11 protein-coding genes and 1 tRNA gene are annotated in these 11,718 nt (G+C 52.4%); 3 read left to right on the top strand and 9 right to left on the bottom strand.

Going from position 1 to position 11,718, the window contains the following annotated elements; genetic code table 11:
• Positions 1-145: 145 nt before the first annotated feature.
• Together EKM84_RS09015 and EKM84_RS09010 are read right to left on the bottom strand one after the other, a co-directional pair.
• Positions 146-1,480, bottom strand: coding sequence for a dihydrolipoyl dehydrogenase family protein (locus EKM84_RS09015; protein ID WP_125765439.1), 1,335 nt, complete (start codon positions 1,478-1,480; stop codon positions 146-148).
• A 55-nt stretch (positions 1,481-1,535) separates the two neighbouring features.
• Positions 1,536-2,801, bottom strand: coding sequence for an MFS transporter (locus tag EKM84_RS09010; RefSeq protein ID WP_125765438.1), 1,266 nt, complete (start codon positions 2,799-2,801; stop codon positions 1,536-1,538).
• Positions 2,802-2,989: 188 nt separating this feature from the next.
• Between EKM84_RS09010 and EKM84_RS09005 the strand changes: the two genes are divergently transcribed.
• The 3 genes from EKM84_RS09005 (at position 2,990) to EKM84_RS08995 (ending at position 4,686) form a co-directional block, all read left to right on the top strand.
• A complete protein-coding gene (locus EKM84_RS09005) occupies positions 2,990-3,436 on the top strand; it encodes a DUF3290 domain-containing protein (RefSeq protein WP_125765437.1) in 447 nt (148 codons plus the stop codon).
• A gap of 3 nt (positions 3,437-3,439) precedes the next feature.
• Complete coding sequence (locus EKM84_RS09000) at positions 3,440-4,078, top strand: DUF421 domain-containing protein (RefSeq protein WP_125765436.1); 639 nt, start codon at positions 3,440-3,442, stop codon at positions 4,076-4,078.
• 77 nt (positions 4,079-4,155) lie between these two features.
• Complete coding sequence (locus EKM84_RS08995) at positions 4,156-4,686, top strand: NUDIX hydrolase (RefSeq protein WP_125765435.1); 531 nt, start codon at positions 4,156-4,158, stop codon at positions 4,684-4,686.
• A 93-nt stretch (positions 4,687-4,779) separates the two neighbouring features.
• On the opposite strand, the gene EKM84_RS08990 is transcribed toward EKM84_RS08995, so the two are convergent.
• From EKM84_RS08990 to EKM84_RS08960, 7 genes are all read right to left on the bottom strand, one after another.
• Positions 4,780-4,959, bottom strand: coding sequence for a hypothetical protein (locus EKM84_RS08990; RefSeq protein ID WP_125765434.1), 180 nt, complete (start codon positions 4,957-4,959; stop codon positions 4,780-4,782).
• A gap of 122 nt (positions 4,960-5,081) precedes the next feature.
• Positions 5,082-8,405 (bottom strand): MucBP domain-containing protein, encoded by a 3,324-nt coding sequence (locus EKM84_RS08985; RefSeq protein WP_125765433.1) that lies wholly within the window; start codon positions 8,403-8,405, stop codon positions 5,082-5,084.
• 154 nt (positions 8,406-8,559) lie between these two features.
• A complete protein-coding gene (locus EKM84_RS08980; RefSeq protein ID WP_125765432.1) occupies positions 8,560-8,970 on the bottom strand; it encodes a C39 family peptidase in 411 nt (136 codons plus the stop codon).
• Entirely contained in the window at positions 8,942-9,409 is a 468-nt protein-coding gene (locus EKM84_RS08975; protein WP_164511365.1) for an SH3-like domain-containing protein, read from the bottom strand. The genes EKM84_RS08980 and EKM84_RS08975 overlap by 29 nt, the downstream gene beginning before the upstream one ends.
• 17 nt (positions 9,410-9,426) lie before the next feature.
• A complete protein-coding gene (locus tag EKM84_RS08970; protein ID WP_125765430.1) occupies positions 9,427-10,329 on the bottom strand; it encodes a C39 family peptidase in 903 nt (300 codons plus the stop codon).
• Positions 10,330-10,344: 15 nt separating this feature from the next.
• The gene (locus tag EKM84_RS08965) at positions 10,345-11,130 is read right to left on the bottom strand and encodes a CAP domain-containing protein (RefSeq protein ID WP_225418179.1); all 786 of its coding nucleotides are present in this window, start codon (positions 11,128-11,130) and stop codon (positions 10,345-10,347) included.
• 366 nt (positions 11,131-11,496) lie between these two features.
• Positions 11,497-11,569, bottom strand: a tRNA-Thr gene (locus EKM84_RS08960).
• Positions 11,570-11,718: the final 149 nt, after the last annotated feature.

The raw sequence follows: 11,718 nt of genomic DNA, 5'->3' as shown, positions 1-11,718 counted from the left end.
TAGGTAACTGCTATCTTTGAGACACGTTTCTCAGTGGCTCAAAGTAAGCCTGGAGACCGCCCTTTGGCTCCAGGCGCGCGCCCACAGCGTCACGGCCCATTTTCACCAGCCCGGAGGCGCTGCAAAACACTAATTTTACCAGAGCTTAATTGAAGTAAGTCAGGTCTGAAGCCAAGGTTGGGTAAGCCGTGATCATCCGGTTGATAGCCGCCGTAGTCATGTGGTTTTGAATCACAAAGTCCAGGTAGTTGATCACCTGTTCGGCCTCGCTACTAAGAATCGTGGCCCCCACAATATCACCACTGATTTGATTGACCACAACTTTGATTCGTGCCGTCGGGTCCTGAATCCGCTGGTAACTGTACCAATGCGTCAAATCCAAATCCGTGACGTGGTATTTATCGGGTGCGGTTACCGCCTCGGCGGTCGTGACGCCGACCTGGGCCAGCTGCGTTTTGCCGTAAACGACGGACGGAATCGCCGGATAAACGATGGCCGCCGCATCCCCCGTCGCCAGGGTATCCGCCAGGTATTGCCCTTCGAAACCGGCAACCGGCGTCAGCTTGGGTTGTGGTCGGTCGACCACATCGCCGATGGCAAACACGTGGTGGTTGGTCGTCTGGAGCTGGCCATTGACCTTGATGCCATGCCGACTGGTGACCACGTCGATCCGATCCAGGTGAAGATCCGCGGTGACCGGCGTCCGGCCGGCCGTGGCAAAGACTAAATCTGACGTCCAACTCTCACCCGTGGCCGTCGTGACGTGGTATTGATCATCCGCTGGCGTCACCTCGGTGATGTCGGTGCTCAATTTAACATCGACCCCCTCAGTGGTTAACCGCGCCAATAAGTCCGTGACCAGGTCCCCGTCGAAGGCCCGTAATGGCCGGTCACTGTGATGAACCAGGTGGACGCGACTACCCGCGGCATTGGCGATGGCTGCCAGTTCAACGCCGACAAACCCAGCGCCCATCAACGTGATGTCCGCTGGCAGATTGTCTAGGTCTAGGAAGTCATTGCTGGTCCGTAACCACTCCTGCCCCTTGATAGCGGGCAAATGCGGTTCCTGGCCGGTCGCAATGATCCAGTTTGTCGCGGTCAGTTGCGTCTCACCCACAGTCAACGTCCCATCGGCGTTAAAGCTAGCGGTCCCGTGAAAGTTGGCAATACCAGCGGACTGCAGACCGCCCTGGGTGCCGCCGGGAATCTTCGCTGTGTACGCCCGTTTGGTGGCCATTAAGGCTGGCCAATCCAGCTGGGGCACGCTGGTGAGACCGTGGCCCTGGAGCGCTTCACTGCGCCCCTGAGCCTCCACCGCGGCCATCAAAATTTTCTTCGGGTCGCATCCCCGGTTGGGACAGGTGCCACCCCACAGGTCCTTTTCTACGACAGCAACGTTCAGTCCCCGTGCATGTAACCCATAAGCTGCGGCTAGGCCACCGGGGCCACCACCGATAATGACAACATCAAATTCTTGCATGTCATACCCCTCCATTTCGTATTGATCACGTCTCCGAGTTTAGCACGAAATTGGCTCATTCAGGCGTATTTTGTTCCAAGGCGTTGTGCCGATGAATGGCGAGGTAGTTGCCGCCAATGTACAAGACGATAACAATCCCGGTCACCAAATAAATGGGTCCCGCTGGAACCTTTTGAAAGGCAAACCCGTAAAATGCAGTCCCCAATGGCAGGGCCAGTTGCAATAGCGTGGAAAATGTCGAACCGACTCGGCCTAACAATTTCGTAGGCACGGTCATCTGCATGTAGACCGACATCGGCGTGTTGACGAAGGCCAGGACACCCCCGATGATAAAGGAGATGCCAATCAGGCTGGCGACCAGTATGAAGCTGGGGATGGGCGCTAGGAAGAGCCCGCCGATGACGCCAATCAGAACACCCAACAGCATGGCTAATCGTAAGACGGCAACCAGCACATTTTTAAACCGCGGCAGCACCGACAGAACTAAGTTACCGACCAGGACCCCACCGGCAAAGGCACTTAAAATCCAGCTCAAGCGGGCGTTGCCTAGGTGGCGGGTCTGGACGATGGCGTAGGGCAAGCCGACGTCGATCGAAGAGAACAAGAAATTCAGGAAGATGCCGATCGTCACGATGGTAAAGAGCGTGAAGTGGCGCCGGATAAAGACCAAGCCGACCTTAAATTGTTGCCACTGCGTCTTGTCCGTGTCCGCCTCATCTTCGTCCGTGGCTTTCAGGGGATGGAAGTGCATGCTCAGCGCAATCAACCAGGTTAAGCTCTCGGCCACGATTTCGACTGCAACGATTCCCTCAAAACCAATCCACCCGTACAACGCTGCGGCCAACACGGGTGAAATCAACTGGATGCCCGCAGTTGCCGCCTGCTCGATCGTCGCAAGCGTTTTAATGCGCTCGTCATTGACCAGTTCGTGAATCGACGCAGTATAGGTCGTCGAGGTCACCTTGTCCGCACAGGCCAGGATGGTTAGCACCACAACCGCCAATGCCATGACGTTGCTGACGCGGTTCGCCAATAGGGCATACCCGACGAATGCTAGCAAGGCCACGCCCCGACTAGTCAGTAAGAGTGGCTTATGGCGCCGGCGATCCACTAAGTTACCGACGGGCATGACTAGCAATAAGCCGACCAGCGGATAAATGATCGACCCCAAACCAAAACTGATGGCGGAGTGGGTCGTATGTAACAGCATGAGTCCCAGGGCAAAGCTGAAGGTGTCGCCACCAAGCGTCCCGATGATGTCGCTGCTAGCGGCCTTAACAATTTGAATGACCGACTGGCGATTGGTGATTTGAACGTCCATGGTGGTCCCTCCTAATATAAATATTCTCATTATACTCTAATCGTTTCTTAATTAAAATGTTAATTGGCCAGGTTGCCAAGTTAGCTTAATATCTAACAATTGAAACGACTCCTCCGCAAACATGGTCCGACCAGCAACCGCCATTTCGTGATAAAATATCCCCTAGTAACTATTGAAGGGAGTACACGATGACATTCTATACTTATGGGTATCTAACCAATCATCACAATACCTGGCAATACGCCCGCATCGGCCTGTTAATTGCCCTCTTAATTGTTTTCATTGGTTTATTCGTTTACTACTTACGCCACCGGTGGAACCTTAAATATAAAGATATGAGTATTATTACTGGAACCTTACTTTTACTCGTCCTGGGCTTTCAAATCAACAGTCTGGTCTCCTTAAGGTCGGCAACCGAACAGACCGGTGAGATTACCAGTACCGTCACCACCGTCGCCAAGCAGTTGCACGTGGCCCCCACGCAGTTGGCGGTCAACGCGACCAACACGAATACCAATTTATTAATCAAGGCCCCGCAAGGCTATTACCGCTTGGATTACAACGCCGATGGGTCCGCCTACGTTTTAGAAAAGGTCCACTTACACCGACCGAAAATTACACTGGTAAAGGAGTAACCTATGTTCATTTATTCAGACGTTTTTATTAAACTACTGGTTGGCTTTATTTTTATGACTCTCCTGATCAATTTCTCGGGGAAAGGTAATCTGGCCCCCACCTCCGCTATCGACCAAGTGCAGAACTATGTTTTAGGGGGAATCGTTGGTGGGGTCATCTATAACTCGGCCGTGACCTTAATCCAGTTCATCATGGTGTTACTGATTTGGTCACTGCTGATACTGGTCACCCGCTACCTCAAGATTCACGTCCGGGCCGTTGGCAAATTCATTGACGGCGGCCCCATCACGGTGATCCGTAACGGCCAGTTACTCGTTCACAATTGTTTAAAGGCCAATTTATCCGCCAAGGAAATTGACTTCAAGCTCCGAACGGCGGGCGTTTACCAAATTGATGACGTTAAACGCGCCATCGTCGAGCAGAACGGGAGCCTGACCGTGCTCCGTCAAGGTGATGGCTCCATTCGCTACCCGGTCATCGTGGACGGACAGATTGACTACGACGTTTTAGAATTGATGAGTCACGATGAAACCTGGCTCATGGCGCAACTGAAGCAACACGGCGTTCAGAACGTGCGCGACATCTACATGGCTAAGTATGAAAATCATCAGTTTGAGATTACTCGCTACGACGAAGCCTAAGCCCTTCAGTACATTTAACGGTCAACGTTTTGTCCTAAAAGTGGTACGCTAGACTAAAAGGTAAGGAGATGACCGGTATGGCCGCGGATCGTTTAAGTGAGTATTGGGATATTTATAACCGGCGTCTGCAACGCGTCGGTCAACAGCAGCGGCGCAACCCCGTGCGCGCCGGTGAATTTCATTTGGTCGTGGACGCCTTTATTTTCAATCCAGCGGGCGAAGTGCTCCTACAAAAGCGATCGCCCAACAAGCTGAATTTTCCGGACTGCTGGGATTGTTCCGTCGGCGGTTCCGTCGTCGCTGGCGAGACCATTACGGCCGCCATGCACCGTGAAATGGCGGAAGAACTGGGACTGGATTTGCCGGTCACACCAGCGGACAACTACCTACTCCAGCCCCATTCCCACTGGATTGAAGCCTGGTTCGCCTTTCAAACGGACCAACCGGCAAGCGCACTGACGATTCAGACGGAGGAACTCCAGCGGGTGGCCTACTTTGATCTGTCAGCCGCTCACGAGCACCTCAAACAAATTGGCTTCAACGCCTACACCCAGGAACTCCAGCGTGCCTGGGCGCACATCCAACAACACAGTCAAATTGATTCCTGACAAAAAAAGGTATGACCTCGTCGACTGACGGGCCATACCTTTTAACTTTCCTACTCCTTGGCGTTGCTAGTCCTTAGCTTGCTTCGCTGATTCTTATTGGCGCCCCCGTAGCACCGTCAACAGTGTTCCCAGCCAAACCAACGGTGTCGCTGGTTGTCGCAACGGGACTCCCCCAGTCCGCAACGACTTGTGTGTGTCTTTAGCTGGTGCCATTTCGCCGCACTGTCCGGTCGTTATCCCAGCAACCGGTGCTGTCGACTTGTTTGATTCCATAGCCAGCCTCCTTTAATTTTTAAAATACCTATTAGCTATATCAGGTAACCACTGGATTAGTGCTTTTTCTAACGCCTATTTTTCAGTGATCCGCTACTGCTTCTATTCTGCAGGTGTGCGTGCTAGTTCTGACGCCGTTTGCGGTTGACCAATTTCCAACCACCCAGTGTGAGGACCGTTAACAGGGCACCTACCCAAGCAGCGGAAGATTGTTGCTCATTGGCTTGTGGTAAAATACCGTTTCCGGTCTGCCCACCAATTGTACTGCCACTGTGGCCGTAACTCCCGGAACCGCTACCGCCAGTCGACCCCGTTGAGCCAGTGGAACCAGACCCGCTGTAACTTAGTCCGGTTGGCGCATCGTCGTCGTTGGTCGATGATGTCCCACCCGTTAACGTGTCTGCTGCGGAACCCGTAACGTTTTGGTCGCCCGTATCGTCAGGACTTACCGTTCCCGTCACGCTGCCAGTATCGCCAGTTGTGCTACTGCCGGTACCATTGCCAGTCGTTCCCGTGCTGACGTCGGTCGTCCCATTACCTGAGCCGGTGGTGTTCCCAGTTCCATTTCCGGTGCTACTGTTGCTATTGCCGGTGTTGTGACCGTCGCCAGTGCCCGTGCCCCCACCGCCTTGGTTATTGCCGTTAGCATTGCCGTTGTTACCACCAGTGTTGGACCCGGAACCCCCGGTGCTACCATTGTTGTTACCATTTCCGGCACCACCCGTGTTGCTACCAGAGCCATTGCCGGAGCCAACGCCGGTGTCGTTGTTATTGTCATCGGTGTTGTTACCCGAGTTAGAGCCGTCTCCAGTATTGGACCCATTTCCATTGCCGTTACCAGATCCGTTGCCGTTGCCGGAACCATCCCCGTTGCCAGAACCGCTTCCGTTACCAGAGCCGTCGCCATCTCCAGAACCGTTCCCGTTACCAGAGCCGTCTCCATTGCCAGAGCCATCACCAGAACCATTCCCGTTGCCGGAACCATCTCCGTTACCAGAGCCGTTTCCATCACCAGAGCCGTCTCCGTTGCCGGAACCATCTCCATTACCAGAACCGTTTCCGTTACCAGAGCCGTCACCGTTACCGGAACCATCCCCGTTACCAGAGCCGTTTCCATCGCCAGAACCATTTCCATCGCCAGAACCATTTCCATCGCCAGAACCATTTCCGTTGTCGGAACCGTTTCCATTGCCAGAACCGTTCCCGTTGCCGGAACCATCTCCGTTACCAGAGCCGTTTCCATTACCAGAGCCGTTCCCGTTACCAGAGCCGTCTCCGTTACCGGAACCATCCCCGTTACCAGAGCCGTTTCCATCGCCAGAACCATTTCCGTTGTCGGAACCGTTTCCGTTACCAGAGCCGTCTCCGTTATCAGAGCCGTTTCCATCACCAGAACCGTTCCCGTTATCGGAACCATCCCCATTGCCGGAACCATCCCCGTTGTTAGATCCGTCTCCATCGTCAGAATCATCACCGTCGGAATCGCCATCTACACCAGTATCATTTTCATCTCCGTCGTCACCGCTCCCAGAACCAGAACCGCCATCGCCGGAACCATCCGAACCGTCAGAACCATTGTCCTCACCGTTGCTACCGCCGTTGCCAGAACCATTACCGCCAGGACCAGTCACGTTGCCATCGTTACCACCACCTGAACCAGAGCCGCCGTTACCATTCCCTGCATCTGAGCCGCCATCGCCGTTTCCTGCGTCGGAACCGCCATCGCCGTTTCCTGCGTCGGAACCGCCGTTACCATTCCCGGCATCGGAACCACTATCGCCGTTTCCAGCATCCGAGCCGCCATCGCCGTTTCCTGCGTCGGAACCGCCATCGCCATTTCCAGCGTCGGAACCGCCATCACCGTTTCCTGCGTCGGAACCGCCATCACCGTTTCCTGCGTCGGGGCCACCATCGCCGTTACCTGCGTCGGAACCGCCATCACCGTTCCCAGCATCGGAGCCACCATCGCCATTCCCAGCATCAGAGCCGCCATCGCCGTTACCTGCGTCGGAACCGCCATCGCCGTTTCCTGCGTCGGAACCGCCATCGCCATTCCCTGCATCTGAACCGCCATCGCCATTCCCTGCATCTGAACCGCCATCGCCATTCCCGGTGTTCGTGTCACCATCACCGTTGTTGTTATCACTACCATTGGAACCGCTGCCATTTCCATCCGCTTCATAAACGAAGGTCACAGTCTGCTTTTCTTCGGTAAATGTTCCACTTGCTTGGCCCTCAACCTTTTTCAGTTTGTAGCCGGCAATTTTCTTTTCTTCCGCTGTGTACGCCACGCCTAGATTGTCCTTCAGCACGACGTCCTCGCTCAAGGTCTTGCCGTTTTCATCAACGTAAGAAACCGTGACTGGCGCTGGATAAACGTTGGATGAATAGGTGTCAATGTACGTCCAAATTGGCTTGCCGTCATCCCCTAATACCTCACCGATCATGGCGTATCGGTTATCTTGACCGGCGTTCGCAACCTTACCTTCACCAATCGTATCCGTCTTCCGCACCTTTTCCTGAATGGCTAAGTCCTTAAAGTCCAAGCCATAATCTTGGGTGTTGGGCGTTGCCTTACCCCCGCTGAAACGTGGTTTGTAGAAACGCGTCGTCATTTGCCATTCTCCCAGCTCATCGCGGTACTCCTGATAGTAGGAGGTGATGCCAAATTCTTGAGCGGCGGTCATCTGCTTCTTCGTACCGTCGACCCAGATAAAGTCGTTGGCCAAATGGGCGTTGACCGTCTGGCCCTTCAACCGGCTGTTATCGGTGATGACCTGACCAGCAAGCTTCAGGACATCAAAGTTCGTCCCCTTCAGTGGGGAGAAGTCCTTGATGCGACACCCTTCAAGTCGCAGTACCGACAACTCGGGAAGCCCGGCCAACGAGCTAATGTCCCTGATCATGTTGTTGCTCAGGTCGACTGACTTGAGCTTGTGGAGTCGTTCGAGCTGTTTCAGTCGGGTAATTTTCCCCTGTCCCTGACAAACGGGTTTTTGACCAGCTGAGAAATGGTTCTTGTCATCAAAGTTCCGGACGGACCCATCCAACGAAAGTTCTTCCAAGTCGGTGAAGTATTTCAACCCGTTCAAGGTGAATTCACCGGTCGGAATATTGGTTCCGTAAATGGTGTTTTCCGTTGAAATGGCCAGCCGCTTGATATGGGCAACGTCCCGAACCTTCACTTCAGAAAACTCTTGCCATTTCTTGCGGCTTTGATTTTCGCGATTAAGCGCTTGCAAAACAATTTCTTGTAAGTAGGTGTTCGTCATTTCCTTGTCCAACCGGTCGCCGGGTTTTAAATCGCCAGTTTCGACCACGCGGTGTTGGGCGTCCAACGTTGCGGCAAAGACGTGCTTACTTTGGTCATCCGTCATCAGCATTCCTGCCCCCACCAGAGTTGCTGCCGCCGTTAACCATAAACTTGTGCGTACGTGTTGTGTCATGATCTTTTCCCCCAAAGTTTTTAAATTTGATTGTCTGTTGTTCTCTCTCCGATAAACAATATCCTATCAGGTTGATACGCAGAAGAAAACACAATTCGTTGTACACAATCAAAAATGGAACCACCGCCTTCGAGCGGTGATTCCATTTTTTTAATTAACGTACTGTAATTGCCCGTGAATGCCGGGATTGGTACACCTTCATAAAGTTTGACGATTTGGTCCAATAAGTTTTATTTGGCCAGCTCTTTTTCATATATGGATCAGCAACTAAAAATTGTCCACGTTGATAGCCAACCAGCGCTAAAACGTGATAGGGACGGAAGCCTTGCATGCGCCAAGCCCCAGAAAAGATGACGGCATTGCCGCGTTTGACTTCCGTAATCAGCTGTTGCTTGCTGGCGCCGGTAATATTTTTAGCCTGAGCATCATACGTTTTGGTATAGGCCGTTAGCGGTTTGGGATAAATGGTCCGGGTCTCCCCTGGACGACTCTCCGTGTACGGATTACCCACGAAGCCCTTGCTAGGCGTCTTGGCCTTAGGCATCTTCGTGATGATGGTCTTCAAGTTGGTCTTGGTCGCGATGCCCTACCGACAACGCCATCTTCATGCTGGCCGCCTCACAAGCATTCGGCGCGTACAACGGGTACAGTTGACTGGTGTAGGTGTACGGTAACACGTAACGACTGGTCTTCTTCAACCCCTGGGCGTTGAGCCAACCGTAGTTGTGTCCCCGCCGACTGATTTGGAAGTACGTGTCGTTTCCTTGCTTGGCCACCTGATTCACCTGGACCAACTGACCGCTCAGCTTGCCCGTTTTGCCTAACGCTTTGGCTTGCTTGGTGTACGGCTGATTCCATAGCCGCCACCCCTTGCTCCGAACGATGCGGGAATTGTAGGTCCGCCCGGATTTAACGGTGTAGCTGCTAGCACTAGCTGCTTGGCTCAGTCCTAGTAAGCCGAGGGCAACGACAAACCCGGTAAAGATTTTTGGCCACTTTGACATATTCATTCTCCTATCTCTTACTGAATGGCAACGGCGAAATGTTTGTAATTATAACTCCGTGCAAATTTCTTAGCGCTGACCCAATATTTGCCATGGTTCGGGTCGGCCACGTGATACGCGCCAGACTTATAACCATCAAGCAACATCACGTGACTATTATTGATGCCGGTCCCCCAGAAATAATGGCCATATTGCGCCTTCGCAAAATGCAAGGTCACATAGACCACCACGGGATTATGTAGCCGGAGTTGTGCCCGTAACTTAGCTAACTTGGCCCCACTGATATTCTTCACCGGCTCATACCGGTTCCCCCACTTGGCCAGTGGCTTAGGAAAAATGGATTGGAATACACCCGGCGTCACTTTGTAAGGACTCCCGGCAAACCCATTATTAGGGTTGTTATTTTTGCTACGTGGCAGGTGTTTCATAAAGGCCACCAAGCCGGTTGAGGTCAAGACGCCCTTGTAATGTAACCCCTCAAGTAAACTGGCTGACTCACACCCCATCCAGGCCTTCACCGCCTGCTGGCTAACATAGGGCGCGCCGAGTTTAACGGTCGTTGGCGTCTTAAGGTAGTGTGCCCAGACCCAACCACTCACCGTCTTTTTGGTCTTAGAGCTGGTCGACGTCACGTAGCTGTACCGATAGTGCTTACCGTTCGTCTTTTGAATAACAGCGGACTTACTAACGATCCAAGCCGTGTGTGGATAATTCTTCAACTGGTGCGTCGCCGTTAAGGTTAACGCCTGACCAGTGGTTTTAAAGGCGTATAACTTGCCCTTAACGTTACCGGTCACCTGACCATACCGGGTCACCGATTTTTGTGAAACGAGTTGTTGGCTGCTAGCGGCTTGTGCGGTCACGCCGAGGCCCAAGACTGCTAAGCCGACAGCGAGCCCTAAACTAAGTTGCTTAAACATATGCGATCTCCTAACCTAAATTTGGAACAATTGTGCCATCATGGCCGAGCCATCGGACGCAAAACTAAACCCAACCTGGCTGTAATGGGCCCAAGTATTCAGTTCCGTATTCCGGTGTAACTTGTCAACAGTCATCAGCTCGTTGACGGCCGTCTTGGCAGTGCCTTTGTAGGTAATATGTCCCTTGGCGTTGTAAACCAGCGTGGCGCCAAGGCCCCCGGCCATCATCCCAGCTGGCATGTAGTAGGCTGGTAGCTCTGCCATGGTTTCAGCATAACCACTCATCTTGGCGTTGTAAGACTTGCCGTTAGGGCGAATATGGTCGTCACGAATCCAGAGTTCATGCGCGCGGACGTTCACCTTTTTTAGCAAGCTCTTCCGGTGCTTCAATGGTTGAACCCCTTGCTTCTTCCGGTAGGCGTTAAACTGCTTAAGGTAACTCGCAGCGACTTTTTTATTGAGGACGGACTCCTTCACATAGGTCACGGTCACCTTGGTAGGTAGCTGACTGTAATGATAGGCCTTCTTCAGTGAAAATGGCACGTAGCCTTTGATCTTTTTAACGTACCCGGTACCACCACTACCAAAAGTCCCAGTCCCACTGGCACTAAACTGACTGCCATAAGCCTGAACCGTGGCGCCAGTCGACGTAATCTGTTTGGCGGGTTTGAGGGTCTTTCCCGTAGTTGATCGGTAATGTACGGTCATCTGTTTTGCCGGTTGCGTCGTAGCTGCGAATCCAGTAGTCGCACTGATCAAACCCAGTAACAAACCGACCGCAATTCCCCATTTAGTTGTCAAAATTTCATCCTCCTTAAAAATAGTTACAGCTAAAGTATACAGCCGGTAACGCAAGGAAGACAAGGCTTCACATGATATTAACTGCTCTTATCTAAAGTTATTTACTCTGTGGCATTTATTCTGGTATTCTGCCTTTCATACCGCATTAGAACACTACACAGCACCCAGTGGATCATTGAAATTCTGATATCGCTGCAACACGCCATACTTTCATGATTTGGATGGCAGCAATTCTTTTAAGAATTCAAAAATCATGCGCAAAATCTGCGCAAACATTTTTGAAATCGTCGTGCAAAAAAAGGAACCCCACCGGAATACTATTCCAGTACGGTTCCTTCTGAACGAAAATTTGAAAACTTGCTGATAAGCCGCTTATTGGATTTGAACCAACGACCTCTTCCTTACCATGGAAACGCTCTACCTTCTGAGCTAAAGCGGCATAAGTCCATTATCGCGAATTTCGCAGAAAATGGCAATAAAAAAAGAACCCAATCACTGGGTTCTTTCGTTCGCGTGGCAACGTCCTATCCTCGCAGGGGGCGATCCCCCAACTACTATCGGCGTGCTAAAGCTTAACTTCCGTGTTCG

Origin of the sequence: Levilactobacillus mulengensis (genome assembly GCF_003946045.1) — a bacterium.
Classification (GTDB): domain Bacteria; phylum Bacillota; class Bacilli; order Lactobacillales; family Lactobacillaceae; genus Levilactobacillus; species Levilactobacillus mulengensis.
Note: the sequence above shows the minus strand (reverse complement) of the source record. Positions and strands in the feature narration are given on the sequence as shown.

Excerpts from the sequence above, each read along its gene's own strand:
- EKM84_RS09000 (WP_125765436.1), top strand. The coding sequence starts at position 3,440 with ATGTTCATTTATTCAGACGTTTTTATTAAACTACTGGTTGGCTTTATT.
- EKM84_RS08975 (WP_164511365.1), bottom strand. The coding sequence starts at position 9,409 with ATGTCAAAGTGGCCAAAAATCTTTACCGGGTTTGTCGTTGCCCTCGGC.
- EKM84_RS08990 (WP_125765434.1), bottom strand. The coding sequence starts at position 4,959 with ATGGAATCAAACAAGTCGACAGCACCGGTTGCTGGGATAACGACCGGA.
- EKM84_RS09010 (WP_125765438.1), bottom strand. The coding sequence starts at position 2,801 with ATGGACGTTCAAATCACCAATCGCCAGTCGGTCATTCAAATTGTTAAG.
- EKM84_RS08970 (WP_125765430.1), bottom strand. The coding sequence starts at position 10,329 with ATGTTTAAGCAACTTAGTTTAGGGCTCGCTGTCGGCTTAGCAGTCTTG.
- EKM84_RS08985 (WP_125765433.1), bottom strand. The coding sequence starts at position 8,405 with ATGACACAACACGTACGCACAAGTTTATGGTTAACGGCGGCAGCAACT.
- EKM84_RS09015 (WP_125765439.1), bottom strand. The coding sequence starts at position 1,480 with ATGCAAGAATTTGATGTTGTCATTATCGGTGGTGGCCCCGGTGGCCTA.
- EKM84_RS09005 (WP_125765437.1), top strand. The coding sequence starts at position 2,990 with ATGACATTCTATACTTATGGGTATCTAACCAATCATCACAATACCTGG.
- EKM84_RS08995 (WP_125765435.1), top strand. The coding sequence starts at position 4,156 with ATGGCCGCGGATCGTTTAAGTGAGTATTGGGATATTTATAACCGGCGT.